Raw genomic sequence first — 21129 nt, 5'->3', positions numbered from 1 at the left:
CGGCTGTGGCGCGGCGGCCGGCCTCGCGTGGGAGGGGGCCGGACATGAGCGGTGGCGGGCGGCGGCGGGCTCAGGGCGTGCCGCGAGCCGCGTCTCCGCGCGGTGGGCCGCCGTGGCCGTGGAACTGGGCGCGAGGTGCGGTTGCCGGCCGGGCCGTCCCGCGGGCGCGGAGGCCGAAGCCGTGGCCGACCGGGTGGGCGGAGCGTCACCGGGGGTGTACTCGCTGAGTCGGGGCACGACGCGTTCCCTCCAGGTGACGGCTGGCGGGTACTACAACGCCGTGTTCGCCACAGGGTCACTGCCAGGTGTCCGGCGAAGGGCCACTTGGGGCATTGCGCTCAGAGCGCCCCTCCGGCATGCTCCGATGAAGCTCGCGCGGCCCGCCCCGCCAGGGCGGCCCCTGGGCAGCCCCGGCGGGGCGCCGTACCCTTAGGGGGAGGGGCTTGGAAAGATGAATCCCGGACGAATTCCGTCCCTTCCGATCCAGCGTCCACAGTCCGTCGCCAACCGCAAGCCGCCCCCGTCGCACCCCTCCGCAACAGGACTTTCTTCGCCGAGACACAGATGGCCGGTCACGAAATCCCCGAACCCGCCGACCGCGAGCGGGTCGCCGATCAGACGGCGCACCCCGAAGCGGCGGAAGAGATGCGCCAATCCTGCGACCCGGCGTTCCAGCACGGCGTAGTGGTCGGCTTCGACGGCTCCATGTCGAGTGAGCGCGCCCTCGCGTACGCCATCGGCATGGCGCGCCGCTCCGGCTCCGGCCTGATCATCGTCCACGTCGCCAACCGGCTGCCGACCACCGTCTGGGCGGGCTGCGAGCCACCGGTCTTCGTCGACGTGCCCGACCACCGCACCGAAGTGCTCGGCCTGGAGCTCGCCTGCGCCGACCATCTCTCCGAGGTGCCGTGGATTCTCGTCGAACGGGGCGGCGACATCTGCCACGAACTGGAGGAGGTCGGCCGCGAGTACTCGGCTGACGCCATCGTCGTCGGCTCCACGCACGGGCTGGTCGGCCGCATCTTCGGCTCCGTCGCCGGACGACTGGCACGCCGCGCGCAGCGCCCGGTCATCGTCATCCCGTAGGCGACCTGTCCTGCGGTACGTACGAGTCTGGTCAGCCCGACCTGGGACGTGCGGGCTTGGGACGTACGAGCCTGAGATGTGTGTGCCTGGGACGTCTGAGCCTGAGACGTACGAGCCTGATGCCCCAGGCGCCCGCTGGCGCGCTCCGCGACTCATCGTGCTCCCGGACCGGCTGAGCGCCGCCAGGGCGCTCGTGGGGACCGCCGTGTGGACGTCTGCGGGCGCGCCTGAAGAGACCGGGTCGGGTGGCCAACGGGCGGAATTCATCCGGGGTCTGACGGTCGGTAAGTTTGTTTGCCCGCAAAGGTGGATTGTGCGTTTGTGAGGGGTACACCCCAGTCACGTGGCAGCGCGGACGCGCCAGCGAAGCGCGACGCGCCACCCGCGCGGGAGTGACGGTTCCCGCGCGGGCTGGCCGCACCGCCGGCGTAAGGGCGACGCCGGCACAGGGGAGGTGGCTTCCCGCGCGCGTGGTGGCACGCGCGGGAAGTCACCCACCGCTCCCCGGTGCGGCTGTCCGATCCGGGGGCTCTACTCGACGGTGACGGACTTGGCCAGGTTGCGCGGCTTGTCGATGTCCCGGCCGAGCGCCAGGGCCGTGTGGTAGGCGAGCAGTTGCAGCGGGACGCCCATCAGGATGGGGTCGAGTTCGACCTCGTTGCGGGGCACCACGATCGTGTGGTCGGCCTTCTCCTGCTCCTGGTGGGCGACGGCGAGAATGCGGCCGCTGCGCGCCTTGATCTCCTCCAGGGTCGCGCGGTTCTTCTCCAGCAGGTCGTCGTCCGGCAGGACCGCCACCGTCGGCACGTCCGGCTCGATGAGCGCGAGCGGCCCGTGCTTGAGCTCCGAGGCCGGGTAGGCCTCGGCGTGCACGTAGCTGACCTCCTTGAGCTTCAAGGACGCCTCGCGGGCCACGGGGTAACCGCGCACACGGCCGATGAACATCATGCTCTTCGCGCCCGCGTACAGCGCCGCCAGCTTCTTGATCTCCTCCTCGCCGCGCAGCACCTCCGCGATCTGCTCCGGGAGCTTGCGCAGGCCCGCGATGATCCGCTTGCCGTCGGCGACGGACAGGTCGCGGATGCGGCCGAGGTGCAGAGCGAGGAGGGCGAAGGCGACGGCGGTGTTGGTGAAGCACTTGGTGGAGACCACGCAGACCTCAGGACCCGCGTGCACGTACACGCCGCCGTCGGTCTCGCGCGCGATGGCGCTGCCGACGACGTTGACCACGCCGAGGACGCGTGCGCCCTTTCGCTTCAACTCCTGAACGGCGGCGAGCGTGTCGTACGTCTCGCCGGACTGGCTGACGGCGATGTAGAGCGTGTCCGGGTCGACGACCGCGTTGCGGTAGCGGAACTCGCTCGCCGGCTCCGCGTCGGCGGGGATGCGGGCCAGCTCCTCGATCAACTGGGCCCCGATCAGGCCCGTGTGGTACGCCGAACCACAGCCGAGGATCTTCACCCGGCGCACCCCGCGTGCCTCACGGGCGTCGAGGTTCAGGCCGCCCAGGCGGACCGTGGAGAAACGGTCGTCGATGCGGCCGCGCAGCACCCGGTCCACGGACTCGACCTGCTCGCAGATCTCCTTGTGCATGTACGTGTCGTGGCCGCCCATGTCGTACGACTCGGCCTCCCACTCCACCGTGGTCGGGGAGGCGGAGGTGCGGCTGCCCTCGGTGGTGTACGTGCGGTAGTCGTCGGCCTTCAGCGTGGCCATCTCGCCGTCGTCCAGGGTGACCACCTGGCGGGTGTGGCTGACCAGGGCGGCGACGTCGGAGGAGACGAACATCTCCTTCTCGCCGATGCCGAGCACCACGGGCGAGCCGTTGCGCGCGGCGATGATCCGGTCGGGGAAGTCCGCGTGCAGCACCGCGATGCCGTACGTGCCCTCGATCAGGCGGAGCGCCTCACGGACCTTCTCCTCCAGGGTCGCCGCCTCGGAGCGGCCGATCAGGTGCGCGAGCACCTCCGAGTCGGTCTCCGAGGTGAACTCCACGCCGTCGGCGACCAGCTTGGCGCGCAGCATGGAGGCGTTGTCGATGATGCCGTTGTGGACGATGGCGACCTTGCCGTCCGCGTCCGTGTGCGGGTGGGCGTTGTCGTCGTTGGGGGCGCCGTGGGTGGCCCACCGGGTGTGCGCGATGCCGACCGAACCGGCGAAGCGCTTGGGCAGCCGGGACTCCAGCTCGCGGACCCGGCCCTTGGCCTTCGCGGTCTTCAGGCCGCCGCCCTTGGCGCTGGCGTGGATGGCGATACCGGCCGAGTCATACCCCCGGTACTCCAGCCGCTGCAGCCCTTCGAGCAGCAGCGGGGCGACGTCGCGTTTTCCGATATATCCAACGATCCCGCACATGAGCAGTCCCTCCCGCGTGGTGTGTGTGGTCTTCGGTTGCCTGAGGCGACGTGGTGGGCGCCTGCTCGGCCTGATGAGCCGTGCAGGGGGCTGACCGGGCCCGCAGGCGGCTCGTTCAGCCGTAGACGATCCGGCGCAGCTGCCGCAGTGAGAGGTCCGGTGGCGCCACCGCGCGGTGCGGCAGCTCGGCCGCGATCCGCTCGAAGATGTCCGCGTTGGTCAGCCCTGCGGACTGCAGCTCGCGGTGGCGGCGGCGGACGTACTCCTCCGTCGTCTCGTCGAAGTACGCCAGTACGTCGAGCACCACCCGGGTGGCCTCACCGCGACTGAGTGGAGAGCTGCGCACCAGGTGGTCGACGAGGTCGTCATGGGAAGCGTGGCTGGCACCATCACTTCGCTTGCGGCGTTCGAGCACCCGTCGATAGTGCGTGGATGCGGAGAGTTTCGCAAGAAATCTGCCCGATACCGGGCAGGGATGAGCGGATGTGCGGATTTTCTGGCTAGAAGCGGCGCAGCAGGGCCTGTTTCGCCGTGCTGAACTCGTCGTCGGTCAGTATCCCCTCGCGGTGCAGGTCGCCCAGCTCCCGCAGCCGCCGCAGGAGGGCGTCGTGGTCGCCGCCACCGCTGTCCTTGCCGCCGGACGACAGGGCGGACGGGGCGGGGGCGGGCTCGGGCGGCGCGCTGGGGTGCGGCATCCGGGCGGTGACAGCTGCCGCGATCAGCGCCATCAGCGGGTCCTTCTTGAAGCCGTACAGCTCGACGGAGCGCGGGTCGTACTTCGGCGGTGCCTTCGTCCCGGCCTTGGCCACGACGAAGCGCAGGTAACCGTTCTCCAGGCCCACGGCCGGGAGCCATTCCACCGCGTCGACGTCCGCCACGGAGAAGACCTGGGTCCCGGCGGACTTCTTGGAATCCTCCGTCTTCCAGTTCCACTCCAGCCGGATGGTCTCGCCGTCGAAGGAGGCCGTGCCGTCGCCCGCCGACGCCGTCATCGGCACCGAGGGACCGGGCAGCAGGTACCGGTCGCAGGGGGTGGACGGCACCTGGTCGAGCAGCAGCGCGTTGCGGAGCTCATCCACGAAGTACTCGGCGACGCCGGAGCGGTCCGCCTCGACCGACAGCTGATACGGGTCGGCGGCGTCCGGCAGCCGTCCGCCCGCCGCTTGCAGCAGCGGGTCCGCGCCCTCACGAAGCCGCATCCGCAGCCGCCCCGTCTTGCGGCCCGACTCGAACGCCACCCCGGCCAGCGCCTGCAACGGCACCACGAGTTCACCGAGCGCCTGCCGGGCGAGGCTGACGCCCTTGTCCCGCCCCGGCACGACGCGTACGACGTCCCCGTCGAAGGTCCACGTGCCGTCCTTCTGGATGATCTCCGTCATGGCCCAGATTCTTCCACGCGCCACCGGAGCGGAGCGGGGCCTGCCCGCCCCGTCAGCCGCGCGTCAGCGCCCGCGCGGAGCACGCGTGTTGAACCACTCGCCGGTGGCCGCCCCAGCGGCGGGACGGCCCCGGTGGGGCTGCCGCCCCGCCCGCTGCGGTTTCGGCGCGGGGCCTCCGGGTGCCGGGTCCCCGGCCGGAGCGGTGGTGGCGGGTGCGGGTGCGGACGCGGCAGCGGGTGCGGGTGCGGTTGCGGGGGCGGTCGGGGTGGTCAGTCCTCCAGGCCCAGCTCGCGGGCGATGAGCATGCGCTGGACCTCGCTGGTTCCTTCGCCGATCTCCAGGATCTTGGAGTCGCGCCACATGCGGGCCACCGGGTACTCGTTCATGAAGCCGTAGCCGCCGTGCACCTGGGTGGCCTCCCTGGCGTTGGTGACGGCGACCTCGCAGGAGTAGAGCTTGGCGAGGGACGCCTGCTTCTTGAACGGCTCGCCCAGCACCATGCGGGAGGCCGCGTCCCGCCATGTCGTACGGGCGGTGTGCGCGCGCATGTCCATGTCCGCGATCTTGAACTGGATGGCCTGGTTCGCGCCGATCGGCTTGCCGAACGCCTCACGGGTCTTCGCGTACGACACGGACTCGTCCACACAGCCCTGGGCGAGGCCGGTGGCGAGCGCGGAGATGGCGATCCGGCCCTCATCGAGGATGCGCAGGAACTGCGCGTAACCGCGGCCCTTCTCGCCCAGCAGGTTCGCCGCGGGGACGCGGCAGTCGGCGAAGGACAGCTCGCGGGTGTCGGAGGCGTTCCAGCCGACCTTGGAGTACGGGGCGCCCACCGTGAAGCCCGGGGTGCCGGACGGCACGATGATCGACGAGATCAGCGGGCGGCCGTCGGGCTTGCGGCCGGTGACGGCGGTGACGGTGACCAGCGAGGTGATGTCGGTGCCGGAGTTGGTGATGAAGCACTTGGTGCCGTTGATCACCCACTCGTTCGTGTCCTCGTCGAGGCGGGCCGTGGTGCGCGTGCCGCCCGCGTCCGAGCCGCCACCGGGCTCGGTCAGGCCGAAGGCGCCCAGCGTCTCCCCGGCGCACAGGCCCGGCAGCCAGGTCCGCTTCTGCTCCTCGGTGCCGTAGAGGTAGATCGGCATGGACCCCAGGGAGACCCCGGCTTCGAGGGTGACGGCGACGGAGGAGTCCACGCGCGCCAGCTCCTCGATGGCCAGACACAGGGCGAGGAAGTCCCCACCCATGCCGCCGTACTCCTCGGAGAACGGCAGACCGAACAGGCCCATGCGGCCCATCTCACGGATGATCTCGTACGGGAACTCGTGGTGCTCCCAGTACTCGCCGATCTTCGGTGCGACGACGTCGTGCGCGAACGCCTCGACAGTCCGGCGCAGTTCCTCGTGTTCGGGGGACAGACGGTGGTCGAGCGACATGGCTACGACTCCTCCTTGTGGGAGAGGGCACGAACGGTGCGTGAGGGGCTGGGTCGGCCCAGTTGGTCGGCCATCCACACGCTGGTGGCGGTGAGACGGCCGAGGTCGACCCCGGTTTCGATACCGAGGCCGTGGAGCATCCACACGAGGTCTTCGGTGGCGAGGTTGCCGGTGGCGCTCTTCGCGTAGGGGCAGCCGCCGAGGCCACCGGCGGAGGCGTCGACGGTGGTCACGCCGTGCTGGAGGGCGGCGAGCGTGTTGGCGAGGGCCTGGCCGTAGGTGTCGTGGAAGTGGACGCCGATCCTGCCGGTCGGCACGCCCGCCTCGTTGAGCGCGCTCAGCAATGCCATGACATGCCCCGGGGTCGCCACGCCGATGGTGTCGCCCATGCTCAGCTCGTCGCAGCCGAGATCGAGCAGCCGACGGCTGACGTCGGCGACCCGTTCGGCGGGCACAGGGCCTTCCCACGGGTCGCCGAAGCACATCGACAGATAGCCGCGCACCCGCACCCCGGCCTCGACGGCCTTGGCGACGACCGGCGCGAACATGGCCAGGGCCTCGTCCACCGTGCGGTTCAGGTTGGCCTTCGCGAAGGACTCGGTGGCGCTGCCGAACACGGCGATCTCGCGCACACCGAGGGCCAGCGCGCGGTCGAGCCCGCGCTCGTTGGGCACGAGGACCGGCAGCCGGACGCCGCGCTCCCCGACGTCGTCCAGCATGGGCATCAGCTGTTCCGCGTCGGCGAGCTGCGGGACCCACTTGGGGTGGACGAAGCTCGTCGCCTCGATCGTGCCGAGCCCGGCGTCGGCGAGGCGCCGGATGAACTCGGCCTTCACTTCGACGGGAACGACCGTCTTCTCGTTCTGGAGGCCGTCGCGGGCGCCCACCTCGTGGATGCGGACCCGGGCAGGGAGCCCAGGAGCGTGGACGGCCATGGGGCGTCCATCGATCATCGCTTGCCCTCCTCACGCCCATGCTGACCGGCGGCGGGGGCGGACTCCCGCGCGGCGGATGGCACACCGGCCGGGGCGACGGTCTCCGCCGCGGCGGCCCGCGTCGCGACACCGTCCACTGCCGCGCTGCCGCTGCCGTCCGCGCCGCCGCTCGGGCCGGGGCCGTCGGCGCTTTCGGTCGTACTGCCGGCGCCGCCCGGCGCCTCCGCTGCCGGCTCACCCGCCGTCTCGTGCGGAGTGACCACGGCCAGCACCTGGTCCATGGCGACGGTGCTGCCCGCGGTGACGTCCAGCTCGGTGACCGTGCCGTCGTGTATGGCCGAGATGACGTGCTCCATCTTCATCGCCTCGACGACCAGCAGGCTCTGGCCTGCCGTGACCACGTCTCCGACGGCGGCCTTGACCACGGTGACCGTGCCGGGCATCGGCGCGGTGAGCGTGCCCGCGTGCGCGCCTCCCGCGCCACCGCGCAGGGCGGCCTCCACCGGGTCGTGGTCGGCGACATGCCAGGCGTCGCCGTCGCGAGCGAGCCAGTAGCCTCCTGCGGCGCTGTCCCTGGCGTGGGCGAACACATGCGTCACGCCCTCCCACTCCAGCAGCACCCGGGGTGTGCCCGCCGTGCTGCCCGTCGCGGTCAGCCGGGCGGCGACCGGCGCCGCGTCCGCGACGCCGACCTCCGCTTCGTCCGCGCGGCCACGCACCCGGACGGCCACCGGGTCATGGCCGGGAACGCGCACGTGGTGCACCGTCTGAGCACTCAGCCCGCCGAGCCGCCAGCCCGTGGGCACGGAGAAGGGGTCGGTCCAGCCCGGGCCCGCGCTGCCCGCCGCCTGCCCGGCATCCGGCTCCAGGGCGGCCTGCCGCAGCAGCGCCGCCGCCGCGTACACCTCGGCCGGGATGGTGGACGGGGTGAGGGAGGCCGCAGCCCGGTCCACGAGGCCGGTGTCCAACGCGCCGGAGGCCACATCCGGGTGGGCCAGCAGCCGCCGCAGGAAGCCCGTGTTGGTGTCGAGGCCGAGGATCGTGGTCTCGGCAAGGGCTGCGCGCAGCCGCCGCAGGGCCGTGGGCCGGTCCGGGCCGTGGGCGATGACCTTGGCGAGCATCGGGTCGTAGGCGGTGCCGACCTCCGTGCCGGCGGTGAGTCCCGAGTCGACCCGGACGCCGTCACCGGTCGGTTCGCCCAGCGCGACCACGGTCCCGGCGGACGGGAGGAAGTCGACCCGGTCACCGGCGCCCGCGGCGCGCACGGTCTCCGCGCAGATACGGGCCTCGACGGCATGCCCGCTCAGCGTGACATCACGCTGCTCGTAGGGAAGCCGCTCACCCGCGGCGACGCGCAGCTGCCACTCGACCAGGTCCAGGCCGGTGATCAGCTCGGTCACCGGATGCTCCACCTGGAGGCGGGTGTTCATCTCCATGAAGAAGTAGTCGCCGGGCTCACGGGAGGGCCCCCGGTCATGGGTCCTGCCCGGGACGATGAACTCGACCGTGCCCGCGCCGGTGTATCCGCAGGAGCGCGCTGCCTGCACGGCTGCCTCGCCCATGGCCGCCCGGGTCGCCTCGTCGAGGAGAGGGCTCGGGGCCTCCTCGATGATCTTCTGGTGGCGACGTTGCAGCGAGCACTCGCGCTCGCCGAGGTGGATGACGTTCCCGTGGGTGTCGGCGAGGATCTGGATCTCGATGTGCCGGGGCTGGTCCACCCAGCGCTCGACCAGCAGCGTCTCGTCGCCGAAGGAGCCGCGTGCCTCGCGCCGGGCCGCCGCGATCTCCTCGCCGAGCAGCGCCTCGTCGCGCACCAGCCGCATGCCCTTACCGCCGCCGCCCGCTGAGGGCTTCAGCAGCACGGGGACGCCGATCTCACGGGCGGCTTCGATGAGCTGAGCGTCGGTCAGCCCGCTGCCGGATGAGCCGGGCACCACGGGCACACCGGCGGCCCGCACCGTCTCCTTGGCGCGGATCTTGTCGCCCATCAGCTCGATCGCCGCCGCGGGCGGACCGATGAAGGCCAGGCCCGCTTCGGCGCAGGCCCGGGCGAATGCGGCGTTCTCGGCGAGGAAGCCATAGCCGGGATGGACGGCCTGGGCGCCCGTCCGCGCGGCGGCGGAGAGCAGCCGCTCGATGGACAGATAGCTCTCCGAGGCGGCGGCGGGGCCGATACGGACCGCCGTGTCCGCCTCGCGCACATGCCGGGCGTCCGCGTCGGCGTCGCTGAACACGGCGACCGAACGCACGCCGAGTTCGCGCAGTGTGCGGATCACGCGCACCGCGATCTCGCCGCGGTTCGCGACCAGGACGGTGTCGAACATCGCCGCTGTCACCTGCTGCGTCACCTGCTCCGTCATCTGTCCCGCCGACTGGCCCGCCATGTCGGCTGCCGGATCGGCTGTCGGGTCGGCTGTCGTGTTGTCCGGCGCGTAGTTCGTCGTGCTTCCCCTCGTGCCGCCGCTCGTCAGGGGGGCCGTCACCGGCGGGCCCGCCGTCAGGCGGTCCGTCGTCACACGGTCTGCCGTCAGGCGGTCTGTTGTGGGATCCGTACTTGTCATGGTGCGCCTCTCACATCCGGAAGACGCCGTAGCCGGGGGCCGCGCCCGCGGGCTCGAACCCCGGGGTGCCCGGCAGCGGCGCGTTCGCACAGGCGGTGAGGGCCAGGCCGAGCACGGTCCGGGTGTCCAGCGGGTCGATGACCCCGTCGTCCCACAACCGGGCTGTGGCGTAGTACGCGTTGCCCTGGGTCTCGTACTGGGCGCGGACGGGGGCGCGGAAAGCCTCCTCGTCCTCCTGGCACCACTCCTCGCCGCGCGACTCCAGCTGGTCCCGCTTGACGGTCGCCAGCACCGAGGCGGCCTGCTCGCCGCCCATCACGGAGATCTTGGCGTTGGGCCACATCCACAGGAAGCGTGGCGAATACGCCCGGCCGCACATCGAGTAGTTGCCGGCACCGTAGGAGCCGCCGACGACGACGGTCAGCTTCGGCACCCGGGCGCAGGCCACGGCCATGACCATCTTGGCGCCGTGCTTGGCGATGCCACCCGCCTCGTACTGCTGCCCGACCATGAAGCCCGAGATGTTCTGGAGGAAGACCAGGGGGATGCCGCGCTGGTCGCACAGCTCGATGAAGTGGGCGCCCTTCTGGGCGGACTCCGAGAACAGGATGCCGTTGTTGGCGATGATGCCGACCGGGTGGCCGTGAATCCGCGCGAAGCCCGTCACCAGCGTCGTCCCGAACTCGGACTTGAACTCGGCGAACCGCGAGCCGTCGACCACCCGCGCGATCACCTCACGCACGTCATACGGGGTACGGGAGTCCGCGGGCACCACCCCGTACAGCCCGGCGGGGTCCACCGCGGGCTCTTCCACAGGCCCGACCGACCACGGCAGATCGCCGCGCTCCGGCAGCGTCGAGACGATCGTCCGGACGATGCTCAGCGCGTGCGCGTCGTCCTCGGCGAGGTGGTCGGTCACCCCGGAGACCTTGGAGTGGACCTCGCCGCCGCCCAGCTCCTCCGCCGTGACGACCTCGCCGGTCGCGGCCTTCACCAGCGGCGGACCACCCAGGAAGATCGTGCCCTGGTCGCGCACGATCACGGCCTCGTCGCTCATGGCGGGGACGTAGGCGCCGCCCGCCGTGCAGGACCCGAGGACCGCCGCGATCTGCGGGATGCCCGCGCTCGACATGCGGGCCTGGTTGTAGAAGATCCGGCCGAAGTGCTCGCGGTCGGGGAAGACCTCGTCCTGCATGGGCAGGAACGCGCCGCCGGAGTCGACGAGGTAGAGACAGGGGAGCCGGTTCTCCAGGGCGACTTCCTGGGCGCGCAGATGCTTCTTGACCGTCATCGGGTAATACGTGCCGCCCTTGACCGTGGCGTCGTTGGCGACGACGACGACCTCGCGCCCCGAGACCCGGCCCACACCGGCGATCACGCCCGCGGCCGGTGCTTGCCCGTCGTACATCCCGTCGGCGGCCAGTGGCGCCAGCTCAAGGAACGGCGAGCCCGGGTCGAGCAGCGCGTCCACTCTCTCGCGCGGCAGGAGCTTGCCGCGCGCCGCGTGCCGTGCGCGGGCGCGCTCGCCGCCGCCCAGCCGCGCCTGCGCGAGCTTCTCCCGGAGCCGCGCCGCCAGCTCGCGATGCGCGGCCTCGTTGGCCCGCCATGCGTCGGACGCCGGATCGGCGCCGCTGGTCAGCGCTGGTGCCTGCCCCATACCGTCGGGCTCCCTTGCGATTGATGACTGACTGGTTGATGACTGACTGGACGACTCGCTGTCCGGGTCCTCGCTGTCCGGGTCTTTGGATGTCTGTGACCGGACAGCGGGTGGCCGGATATCCGGATGATCAGTCGCATGGCTGGTTGGCTTGACCGACCGGCATGACTGATCGGCACGCAGTTAATGAGCGTTAACTGTTGCCATCAGGTTAACGACCACTAACGCCGCTGTCTAGAATGAATGTGTGAGCAAACCAGTCCTGAGCACCCAAGCTCCCGCACCCACCCGCCGCGAGCAGATCCTGAGCGAGGCGGCGCGGCTGTTCGCCGAGCGCGGCTTCCACGGTGTGGGCGTCGATGAGATAGGAGCCGCCGTGGGCATCAGCGGCCCCGGCCTGTACCGGCACTTCGCCGGGAAGGACGCGATGCTCGCCGAGCTACTCGTCGGCATCAGCGGCCGACTGCTGGCCGGAGGTAAGCGCCGCGTCGCCGAAGCGGCCGAAGCGGACGATGGCCCCGCGGGGGTGCTCGACTCGCTCATCGACGGGCACATCGAGTTCGCCCTCGATGACCGACCGCTGATCACCCTCCACGACCGCGAGCTCGGCCAGTTGCGCGACACCGACCGAAAACTGGTGCGCCAGCTTCAGCGGCAGTACGTCGAGCTGTGGGTCGAGGTGGTGCGTGAGCTGCGCCCCGACGCCTCGGAAACGCAGGTCAGGGCGGCCGTCCACGCGGTGTTCGGGCTGCTGAACTCCACCCCTCACATAGGGCACTCCAGCATCCTGCCCGGCCGTGAGGCGACCGCGGCGCTGCTGCGCCGCCTGGCCCACGGCGCCCTCGGCGCGCTCTGACCCCCTCGCCCCTGCCCCGGCGCGGTGGCCCGAGCCCCTCGTGGCCCCGCGCCGGGCCTCGCTCGCCACTCCGCTCCGCCCCGCCCCGCCCCGCGTCGAGCGTGGCCCGGCGAACACGTATCCGAATGGGCCGGGTGCGCTCCGTGCTGCCCCGGCGCCGCGTGTCGTTCGACTCTGGACAGCTTTGTCAACGCGCGGGTAGCTTTCACTGAGCAAGCGCTTAGGTGGTTGGGGCGTGGACCGCGACCATCCATTGACGAACCCAGACGGCGAGCGCCGCCTCCGCGCAGCGGGGGGTTTCTCTGGGGCGCCTCCCGGCCGAAGGCCGGGCGAGGGGCCCGGGACGGCCGGCCGCGAAGAGGAGGTGCCGTGCGCCGTACGGTGTTCAACGAGGACCACGAGGCATTCCGCGAGACGATCCGCGACTTCATCGCCGCCGAGGTCGTCCCCGTCTACGACGAGTGGATCGAGGCTGGGCAGGCGCCTCGCGAGTTCTACAAGAAGCTCGGTGAGCTGGGCGTCTTCGGCATCGAGGTGCCGGAGGAGTACGGCGGCGCGGGGGAGACCAGCTTCAAGTTCAACGCCGTGATCACCGAGGAGTGCGCACGGGCCGGAGTCAGCTTCGGCGGCTCCGGGGTGCACACCGCGCTCTGCCTGCCGTACTTCCTGTCGTACGCCAACGACGAGCAGAAGCGCCGCTGGCTGCCGCCGTTCGTGACGGGCGACATGATGACGGCCATCGCGATGACCGAGCCGGGCACCGGCTCCGACCTGGCCGGTATGAGGACCACCGCCAGGCTCTCCGAGGACGGCACCCACTACGTCCTCAACGGTTCCAAGACGTTCATCACCGGCGGCGTGCTCGCCGACCGCGTCATCGTCTGCGCGCGCACCGCGCCGCCGTCCCCGGAGGACCGCCGGGCCGGGATCACGCTGCTCGTCGTGGACACCACGTCCGAGGGCTACGCGGTCGGCCGAAAGCTGGAAAAGCTCGGCCTGAAGACCTCCGACACCGCCGAGCTGTCCTTCACCGACGTCAAGGTGCCCGTCGAGGACCGGCTCGGCGAGGAGGGCGAGGCGTTCTCCTACCTCGGGCAGAACCTCCCGCAGGAGCGCCTGGGCATCGCGTTCAGCGCGTACGCGCAGGCGGCCGCCGCCGTCGGGTTCGCGAAGCAGTACGTCCAGGAGCGCGAGGTCTTCGGGAAGTCCGTGGCCTCCTTCCAGAACACCAAGTTCGTACTGGCGGACTGCAAGTCCGAGGTGGACGCCATGCAGGCGGTGGTGGACCGGGCGCTGGAGGCCCACGACCTCGGCGAGCTGTCGGCCGCCGACGCCGCCTCGGCCAAGCTCTTCACCACCGAGCGCGCGGCCGTCGTCATCGACAAGTGCCTCCAGCTCCACGGCGGCTACGGCTACATGCAGGAGTACCCGGTCTCGCGCCTGTACGCGGACACCCGCGTCACCCGCATCTACGGCGGGACCAGCGAGGTCATGCGTTCCATCATCGCCAAGTCCATGGGCCTGTGAGTCTGCGAGACTGCGCCGACCATGAGCGAAGCACTTGAGGACCTGCTCGATCTGCTCGACCTTGAGACGATCGACCGGGACATCTTCCGCGGCACCAGCCGGACCTCGCTGGTGCCGCGGGTCTTCGGTGGCCAGGTCGCGGCCCAGGCGCTGGTCGCCGCGGGCCGCACCGTGCCGCCCGACCGGCCGCCGCACTCCCTGCACGCGTATTTCCTGCGGACAGGCGACCCCGGGGCGCCCATCGTCTACACCGTCGACCGCATCAGGGACGGCTTCTCCTTCACCACCCGCCGGGTCGTCGCCGTGCAGCACGGGCGGCCGATCTTCCACCTCTCCGCGTCCTTCCAGCTGGACGAGGAGGGCATGGAGCACCAGGAGGAGATGCCCGCGGCGCCCGACCCGCTGACCCTGCCGACCACCGAGGAGACGCTGCACCGGTATGCCGACCGGTTCCCCGACCCGGACGTCATCCCCCGGCTGATCAAGGCGCGGGCCGCGGTCGATCTGCGGTACGTGGACGACCCGCCGTTCGTCAGCGCCGGTCGGCCGCGCGAGGCGAGGTCGAAGGTGTGGTTCCGTACGAACGGCAAGCTCGACGGCGTGCATGACGACCCGCTGCTGCACATCTGCCTGGTGACCTACGTGTCCGACATGACGCTGCTCGACTCGATCCTGCTCGCGCACGGCAGGGGCGGCTGGGTCATCGGCGACGTGGTGGGCGCCAGTCTGGACCACGCGATGTGGTTCCACCGCCCGTTCCGCGCCGACGACTGGCTGCTGTACGACCAGGAGAGCCCGTCCTCGTCCGGCGGCCGCGGCCTGGGCAAGGGCCGCATCTTCACCTCGGACGGGCGGCTGGCGGTCTCGGTGATCCAGGAGGGCATGATCCGCGTCCCGCGCGCCCGGACGTCCGGCGACGGCTAGACAGGGGCCGGACGCGACGGCGTTACGGCAGCCCGCTGCGGCAGCCCGTCACGGCAGGCCCGGTACGGCAGGCCCGGTACGGCTGCCTGTGACGACGGCCCGTTACGGCAGTGCCACCAGCCCGGCCGCGTCCAGCAAGTACGCCGTCATGGGGTCGTAGAAGCGCGGGTTGGTCACGTGGTCGTCGAGCGGCACGGTGACCGCCAGCGTGCCTTCCGCCTCAGCGATGAACAGCGCGGGGTCGTTGCAGTCCGCGTAGCCGACCGCGTCGATGCCGCGCTGCCCGGCGCACCCGGCCCAGCCGTGGTCGGCGACCACCAGATCCGGCAGCGGGCGCCCTTCCTGGGCCAGCCCGTCGAGGATCGCCGCCATCGGCTCGGGGGAGTGGGTGTGCCACAGCGTCGCGCCGCGCTCCAGCATCGCGACGTCGGCGAACTGGAACACGAACCCCTCGTCGGCCTGGAGCCCACCGGGGATCTCCACGATCTCGCAGCCCTCGGCGCGCAGCCCCGCCGCCACCGCGTGGTGCACGTCGATCAGACCGCCCGGGTGCCCGGTGGCGAACAGCACCCGGCTCTGGCTCTCCGCGGCCTTGCGCAGCACCGAGGCCATCCGGTCGAGCGCGGCGATCGTCAGTTCGGGGTCGATCGTGTCCTGGCCACCGCGGTACTCCGGGTCGTCGATGACGCCGCACCGCTCCGCCATCACGGCCAGCACGTCCTGCTCGTCCCGCCAGCGGTCGCCGAGCTCCAGGCCGAACCAGAAGTTCCGGTCGCCGTTCGCGAGCTTGCGGTAGTGGGCGAGGTTGTTCTCGCGAGGGGTGGCGACATTGCCCGCGATGCGGGTGCGTGCCAAGTGATCGGCCAATTCGGCTCGGTCGGGCACGGGACTGGGTATCGGCATGCTGACCATTGTGCCGCGCGCGGCCCCAGATGGGCTGAACGTCTGATCAACGATGGATGCAAGCCTTCGGCTCCGCGCGACGTTCACGCCCCCCCGCGTACGCGCACCGTGATGAGCGTCATGGACAGGGTGGCTAAAACGAGGGCCGAGCCTGCCCCGGAACGTATATGTCGTACTGGTCCGCCAGGCTCGTACTCTCCAGTGACACCTGTACGCCGCTGCCGGGAGGCCACCGCCGTCGCGCCGCCGCACTACGGGTCGTCCTCCGCCCCGTTCCGCTGCCGTCGGCACGATCTCCGGCAGCGGCGCCGCATCGCCTGGAAGGCCGTCGCATGAGCACCGCGCCCCGGGAGCCTGTGGGCCCCGTCGACTCGTCCCGCATTCCGCGCTACGCCGGACCCGCGACCTTCGCGCGGCTGCCGCGCCTCGATGAGGTCGGCGGCACGGCCGACGTCGCCGTGGTCGGCGTTCCCTTCGACAGCGGCGTCTCCTACCGGCCGGGCGCGCGCTTCGGCGGCAACGCGATACGTGAGGCGTCGCGGCTGCTGCGCCCGTACAACCCGGCGCAGGACGCGTCGCCCTTCGCGCTCGCGCAGGTCGCCGACGCCGGTGACATCGCCGCGAACCCGTTCAACATCGACGAGGCCGTCGAGACCATCCAGGCCGCCGCCGACGATCTGCTGGACACCGGCGCGCGCATGATGACGCTGGGCGGAGACCACACGATCGCGCTGCCGCTGCTGCGTTCGGTCGCCCGTAAGCACGGCCCGGTCGCGCTGCTGCACTTCGACGCGCACCTGGACACCTGGGACACCTACTTCGGTGCGGAGTACACGCACGGCACGCCGTTCCGCCGGGCGGTCGAGGAGGGCATCCTGGACACCTCCGCGCTCTCCCACGTGGGTACCCGTGGCCCGCTGTACGGGAAGAAGGACCTGGACGACGACGCGAAGATGGGCTTCGGCATCGTCACCTCCGCCGATGTCATGCGGCGCGGCGTGGACGAGGTGGCCGATCAGCTGCGGCAGCGCATCGGCGACCGCCCGCTGTACATCTCCATCGACATCGACGTCCTCGACCCGGCCCACGCGCCCGGCACCGGCACCCCGGAGGCCGGCGGTCTCACCTCGCGCGAGCTGCTGGAGATCCTGCGCGGTCTGTCCGACTGTCACCTGGTCTCCGCGGACCTGGTCGAGGTCGCCCCGGCGTACGACCACGCGGAGATCACCTCGGTCGCTGCCTCGCACACGGCGTACGAGCTGACGACGATCATGTCCCGGCAGATCGCGGAGGCTCGCGGCTGAGCGGAGGCGCGGGCTGAGCGGAGCCGCCGAGTCGGGCGGTGGTACGCCGCCCGTCCATCCGCCGACAACGTCATCTGTTTATCTCTTGAACGCGCTGCGTCGATCATTGACGGGGCGCGTTCAAGTATTTATGGTCGCAGCTGTCTCACGTCCCCCACTGGCACCATGCGACGGAGAACGATGACGTACTCCCGCTTGTCCCGGGCTGCCCGCCCACCCTTCGGCGTCCGCTCGGCGCGGCTGATCGTGCCGCTTCTCGCGGGCACCCTCGTCGCCGTCGTGCCGCCCGTAGCCGCCGACTCCCGCGACGGCCGTGATGCCCACGCCCCCGAAACCCCGCCCACCGCCGCCTCCTGCGGGCGCGACCAGCGCGATGGCTGGGCACTCAGCTCCACCCGGATCGACCCCGAGGACAGCCACCACGCCTACGTCGGCAACGGATACCTCGGCCAGCGCATACCGCCGAACGGCACGGGCTACGCCGCGACCAAGGACAAGACGGGCTGGCCGCTGTACACGCCGCGCTACGACGGGGCCTTCGTCTCCGGCCTCTACGCCCACAACCGCAAGACGGCGAAGAACCTCCAGGCAGCTGCCGCACTGCCGACCTGGACGGGGCTGAACGTCAGCACCGGCGGCGACAACGCCGAAACCTTCGACTCCCGCACGCCCGCCGGGCGCGTCTCGGACTACCGGCAGACCGTCTTCCTCCGCTGCGGCCTGGTGCGTACGTCCCTCACCTGGACCGCGTCCGACGGCCGCGCCACCGACCTCGTCTACGACGTCATCGCCGACCGGGCGCACGCCCACGTCGGCGCCGTACGGCTGCGCGTCACCCCACACTGGAGCGGCCGCGCGACCGTCACCGACCTCCTCGACGGCCGTGGCGCACGCCGGATGACCGCCGACAAGGACGGTGCCGCCGACAAGGACGGTGCCGCACACGATCAGCGGGAAGGTTCCCCCACCAGCGGGCGGACGGTCGCGGTGTCGTTCCGTACGGACGGTACGAAGACCAAGGGCGCGCTCGCATCCACACTGCGCGCGGGTGACGGCGTGCGCGCCGCGGACACGCGCCGCGCAGGAGCGGGCACGGAACGCGGGCTGAGCGCCCGCCAGGCCCTGTCCTTCCCCGCGCAGCGCGGCCGGGCGTACGAGTTCACCAAGTACGTGGGCGTCGACACCGCCCTCACCTCCCGCTCACCGCGCGCCGACGCGATCACCGCCTCCCGGCAGGCCGCCCAGCGCGGCTGGCACACCACACTGGCCGGGCACACCGCCGCCTGGGACAAGCTGTGGCGCACCGGCATCGACGTGGACGGGCAGCCGGAACTCCGGACCTGGGTGCGCTCCGCCCAGTACGGGCTGCTCTCCAACACGCGCGAAGGCTCCCGCAACAGCATCGCCCCGACCGGCTTGACCAGCGACAACTACGCGGGCCTCATCTTCTGGGACGCCGAGACCTGGATGTACCCGGGGCTGCTCGCCACGCACCCCGAACTCGCCAAGTCCGTCGTGGAGTACCGCTACAAGACCCGGGCGGGCGCCCGTTCCAACGCGCGGCGCCTCGGCTACCCCGGCCTCTTCTACTCCTGGACCAGCGGCTCCAAGGGCGACCTGTGGAAGGAGTGCCACAGCTGGGACCCGCCGCACTGCAAGACGCAGAACCACCTCCAGAGCGACATCGCGCTGGCCGTCTGGCAGTACTACCAGGCCACCGGCGACAAGACCTGGCTGCGCGAACGCGGCTGGCCGCTGCTCAAGGGGATCGCCGAGTTCTGGGCCGGGCGCGCCAGCCGTAACGCCGACGGCAGCTACTCGGTGAAGAACGTGGCCGGACCCGACGAGTACAGCAACGGCGTCAACGACGGCGTGTTCACCAACGCGGGCGCCGCCACCACGCTGCGACACGCCGCACGCGCGGCCGCCGTCCTCGGCGAGTCGGCGCCCGCCGGGTGGAAGCGGATCGCCGACCGGCTGCGCATCCCGTTCGACAAGGAGAAGCAGGTCTTCCAGCAGTACGACGGGTACAAGGGATCAATGATCAAGCAGGCGGACACCGTGCTGCTGATGTACCCCCTGGAATGGCCCATGTCGAAGCAGGCGGCCACCAACACCCTTGACTACTACGCCGCCAGGACCGACCCCGACGGCCCCGCCATGACGGACTCCGTGCACGCGATCGCCGCGGCGCAGACCGGGGAACCGGGCTGCTCGGCGTACACGTATCTCCAGCGCGCCAGCAAGCCGTTCATGCGCGGACCGTTCGCGCAGTTCTCCGAGGCGCGCGGGGACAAGGCGGGGGCGGCGGACCCCCTCTCGGGTTCGCCCGCCCAGGACTTCCTCACCGGGAAGGGCGGCTTCCTCCAGGTCTTCACCCACGGCCTGACCGGGATGCGGATGGAGGAGGACCGGGTACGGCTCGACCCGATGCTGCCTCCGCAGCTCAAGGACGGCGTCACCCTGCGCGGCCTGCGCTGGCAGGGCAGGACGTACGACGTCGCGATCGGCGCGCACCACACGACCGTCCGGCTGACCGGCGGCAAGCCGTTCGAGATCGACACGCCGCAGGGCAGGCACCTCGTCAGCGAGTCGGCGCCCGCCGTTCTGAAGACCCGCCGCCCGGACCTGGCAGCCACCAGCAACCTGGCCAGGTGCGAGTCGGCGCGCGCGAGTTCGGAGGAGCCGGGCATGATCGCCGGTGCCGCCCTCGACGGCAGCGCCGCGACCTCGTGGGTGCCCGACAGCACCTCGGGAACGCTCACCGCGGACCTCGGCAAGCCCGAGCGCGTCGCCCGCATCACCCCCACTTGGACCGACGTCAAGCCCACCGCGTACACCGTGCGGACCTCCCTCGACGGGAGGCACTGGCGGACCTGGCGCGCCGACGGATCGTCCGCGACCGGCGGCTCCGGCAGCTCCAACGGCTCCGGCGACGAGTCGGACAAGGCGTCGCGGACCGCCCGCTACGTGCGGGTATCGCTGCGCACGGACGCCAAGGAGACCGAGAAGCCCGGCAAGGAGAAGCGCGCCGGGATCTCGGAGCTGACAGTGACGGCCGCGGAGGGGGAGAAGCGTGGCCGCCGTTGAGCAACGGCCAGGCCCGGTCGGGCCCGGCTGACTGCCTGACCGACTGCCTGGCTGGCGGGCTGCCTGCGTGCCTGGCGGTCGACAGTTGGCGGTCGGCGGGGGCTGAGCCGAATCGGTCCCTTCCCATGCGAGTCCTGAGCGGGCCCGTACCACGCGGTAGACGCGCTGGTACGGGCCCGCTCGGCAGGGATGGCAGGGCTCGCCCCGAGTGAGGCCGGAGGCGAGGGCGGGTCAGGGGCTTGGCTCCGGTTCCGGTTCCGGTGTCGGCACGCGGGTGCGCGTACGCGTGCCGGTTCGGTCAGAGGGCGGTCAGTACGCGCGGCCCGTCGTCGGTGATGGCCACCGTGTGCTCGCTGTGGGTGGCCCGGCTCCCGTCCACCGTCCGCAGTGTCCAGCCGTCCGGGCAGAGCGTGTACGCGTCCGAGCCGCCCGCGAGGAACATCGGTTCAAGCGCCAGCACAAGGCCGTGCCGCAGTCGGAAGCCCCGGCCAGGACGGCCCTCGTTCGGGACCGGCGGGTCCTCGTGCATCCGCCGCCCGATCCCATGGCCGCCGAAGCCGTCGGGGATGCCGTAGCCCGCGGCTCGGCCGACGCTCCCGATGGCGTGCCCGATGTCGCCCATCCGCGCCCCGGGCACGGCCGCGGCGATGCCCGCCTCCAGCGCGCGCCGCGACGTCTCGATCAGTTTCAGGTCGGCGGGGCGCGGCGTGCCGACGGTGAAGGTGGTGGCCGCGTCCCCGGCCCAGCCGTCGACCAGCGCCCCGCAGTCAATGCTGACCAGGTCGCCGTCGCGCAGCCGGTAGCCGTTGGGAATGCCGTGCACGATCGCGTCATTGACGGAAGCGCAGATCACGGCGGGAAACGGCGTACTCGCGAAGTGCGGTTGATAGTTCAAGAAGGGCGACTCGGCCCCCGCCTCGCGCAGCACCTCCCGTGCCACCTCGTCCAGCTCAAGCAGCGATATGCCGACCGCGGCCGCCTTCTCCACGGCGGCGAGCGCGTGCGCGACGACGCGGCCCGCCTCGCGCATGGCATCCAGCGAGCTGTCCGTCTTGATTTCCACCATCTGCCCACAGCCTTCCTTGCCGTTGACGCGCACGACGCCTGCCCAGCCGGTGA

General features: G+C 71.4%; 15 protein-coding genes. 6 read left to right on the top strand and 9 right to left on the bottom strand.

The window, feature by feature from the left end; genetic code table 11:
• Positions 1–564: 564 nt before the first annotated feature.
• Complete coding sequence (locus tag AC5P1B_RS03465) at positions 565–1086, top strand: universal stress protein (RefSeq protein WP_493884668.1); 522 nt, start codon at positions 565–567, stop codon at positions 1084–1086.
• A 531-nt stretch (positions 1087–1617) separates the two neighbouring features.
• Here AC5P1B_RS03465 and glmS read toward each other — a convergent pair.
• From glmS to AC5P1B_RS03430, 7 genes are all read right to left on the bottom strand, one after another.
• Positions 1618–3438: a glutamine--fructose-6-phosphate transaminase (isomerizing) gene (glmS, locus tag AC5P1B_RS03460; RefSeq protein WP_493884667.1), complete on the bottom strand. Its 1821-nt coding sequence runs from the start codon at positions 3436–3438 to the stop codon at positions 1618–1620.
• Positions 3439–3553: 115 nt separating this feature from the next.
• Positions 3554–3853, bottom strand: a complete 300-nt coding sequence (locus tag AC5P1B_RS03455) for a hypothetical protein (RefSeq protein ID WP_493884666.1) — start codon at positions 3851–3853, stop codon at positions 3554–3556.
• An 85-nt stretch (positions 3854–3938) separates the two neighbouring features.
• Positions 3939–4817, bottom strand: coding sequence for a DUF4429 domain-containing protein (locus AC5P1B_RS03450; protein ID WP_493884665.1), 879 nt, complete (start codon positions 4815–4817; stop codon positions 3939–3941).
• 269 nt (positions 4818–5086) lie between these two features.
• Positions 5087–6253, bottom strand: coding sequence for an acyl-CoA dehydrogenase family protein (locus AC5P1B_RS03445; protein WP_493884664.1), 1167 nt, complete (start codon positions 6251–6253; stop codon positions 5087–5089).
• 2 nt (positions 6254–6255) lie between these two features.
• Positions 6256–7206: a hydroxymethylglutaryl-CoA lyase gene (locus AC5P1B_RS03440; protein ID WP_493884663.1), complete on the bottom strand. Its 951-nt coding sequence runs from the start codon at positions 7204–7206 to the stop codon at positions 6256–6258.
• The gene (locus tag AC5P1B_RS03435; RefSeq protein ID WP_493884844.1) at positions 7203–9512 is read right to left on the bottom strand and encodes an acetyl/propionyl/methylcrotonyl-CoA carboxylase subunit alpha; all 2310 of its coding nucleotides are present in this window, start codon (positions 9510–9512) and stop codon (positions 7203–7205) included. Before AC5P1B_RS03435 ends, AC5P1B_RS03440 begins: the two co-directional genes overlap by 4 nt.
• 247 nt (positions 9513–9759) lie before the next feature.
• Positions 9760–11406 carry a carboxyl transferase domain-containing protein gene (locus AC5P1B_RS03430; protein ID WP_493884662.1) on the bottom strand — a complete coding sequence of 549 codons (1647 nt, stop codon included), beginning with the start codon at positions 11404–11406 and terminating at the stop codon, positions 9760–9762.
• A 262-nt stretch (positions 11407–11668) separates the two neighbouring features.
• On the opposite strand from AC5P1B_RS03430, the gene AC5P1B_RS03425 reads away from it, so the two are divergent.
• The 3 genes from AC5P1B_RS03425 (at position 11669) to AC5P1B_RS03415 (ending at position 14713) form a co-directional block, all read left to right on the top strand.
• On the top strand, positions 11669–12262 hold the full coding sequence (locus tag AC5P1B_RS03425; protein WP_493884843.1) for an SACE_7040 family transcriptional regulator: 594 nt from the start codon (positions 11669–11671) through the stop codon (positions 12260–12262).
• 369 nt (positions 12263–12631) lie between these two features.
• Positions 12632–13789, top strand: coding sequence for an acyl-CoA dehydrogenase family protein (locus AC5P1B_RS03420; protein WP_493884661.1), 1158 nt, complete (start codon positions 12632–12634; stop codon positions 13787–13789).
• Positions 13790–13810: 21 nt separating this feature from the next.
• A complete protein-coding gene (locus AC5P1B_RS03415) occupies positions 13811–14713 on the top strand; it encodes an acyl-CoA thioesterase (protein ID WP_493884660.1) in 903 nt (300 codons plus the stop codon).
• Positions 14714–14815: 102 nt separating this feature from the next.
• Here the strand turns inward: AC5P1B_RS03415 and AC5P1B_RS03410 are convergent, their stop codons facing one another.
• Positions 14816–15625, bottom strand: a complete 810-nt coding sequence (locus AC5P1B_RS03410; protein ID WP_493884659.1) for a phosphatase — start codon at positions 15623–15625, stop codon at positions 14816–14818.
• 323 nt (positions 15626–15948) lie between these two features.
• On the opposite strand from AC5P1B_RS03410, the gene speB reads away from it, so the two are divergent.
• Complete coding sequence (gene speB, locus AC5P1B_RS03405; RefSeq protein WP_493884658.1) at positions 15949–16920, top strand: agmatinase; 972 nt, start codon at positions 15949–15951, stop codon at positions 16918–16920.
• A gap of 180 nt (positions 16921–17100) precedes the next feature.
• Entirely contained in the window at positions 17101–20010 is a 2910-nt protein-coding gene (locus AC5P1B_RS03400; RefSeq protein WP_493884657.1) for a discoidin domain-containing protein, read from the top strand.
• Positions 20011–20308: 298 nt separating this feature from the next.
• On the opposite strand, the gene map is transcribed toward AC5P1B_RS03400, so the two are convergent.
• The gene (gene map, locus AC5P1B_RS03395) at positions 20309–21076 is read right to left on the bottom strand and encodes a type I methionyl aminopeptidase (protein ID WP_493884656.1); all 768 of its coding nucleotides are present in this window, start codon (positions 21074–21076) and stop codon (positions 20309–20311) included.
• Positions 21077–21129: the final 53 nt, after the last annotated feature.

This window comes from Streptomyces sp. A01 (genome assembly GCF_059026195.1).
Note: the sequence above shows the minus strand (reverse complement) of the source record. Positions and strands in the feature narration are given on the sequence as shown.

Coding starts and splice junctions, on each gene's coding strand:
- AC5P1B_RS03440 (WP_493884663.1), bottom strand. CDS start 7,206: ATGATCGATGGACGCCCCATGGCCGTCCACGCTCCTGGGCTCCCTGCC.
- AC5P1B_RS03410 (WP_493884659.1), bottom strand. CDS start 15,625: ATGGTCAGCATGCCGATACCCAGTCCCGTGCCCGACCGAGCCGAATTG.
- map (WP_493884656.1), bottom strand. CDS start 21,076: ATGGTGGAAATCAAGACGGACAGCTCGCTGGATGCCATGCGCGAGGCG.
- AC5P1B_RS03465 (WP_493884668.1), top strand. CDS start 565: ATGGCCGGTCACGAAATCCCCGAACCCGCCGACCGCGAGCGGGTCGCC.
- AC5P1B_RS03445 (WP_493884664.1), bottom strand. CDS start 6,253: ATGTCGCTCGACCACCGTCTGTCCCCCGAACACGAGGAACTGCGCCGG.
- AC5P1B_RS03435 (WP_493884844.1), bottom strand. CDS start 9,512: ATGTTCGACACCGTCCTGGTCGCGAACCGCGGCGAGATCGCGGTGCGC.
- AC5P1B_RS03430 (WP_493884662.1), bottom strand. CDS start 11,406: ATGGGGCAGGCACCAGCGCTGACCAGCGGCGCCGATCCGGCGTCCGAC.
- AC5P1B_RS03400 (WP_493884657.1), top strand. CDS start 17,101: ATGACGTACTCCCGCTTGTCCCGGGCTGCCCGCCCACCCTTCGGCGTC.
- glmS (WP_493884667.1), bottom strand. CDS start 3,438: ATGTGCGGGATCGTTGGATATATCGGAAAACGCGACGTCGCCCCGCTG.
- speB (WP_493884658.1), top strand. CDS start 15,949: ATGAGCACCGCGCCCCGGGAGCCTGTGGGCCCCGTCGACTCGTCCCGC.
- AC5P1B_RS03450 (WP_493884665.1), bottom strand. CDS start 4,817: ATGACGGAGATCATCCAGAAGGACGGCACGTGGACCTTCGACGGGGAC.
- AC5P1B_RS03415 (WP_493884660.1), top strand. CDS start 13,811: ATGAGCGAAGCACTTGAGGACCTGCTCGATCTGCTCGACCTTGAGACG.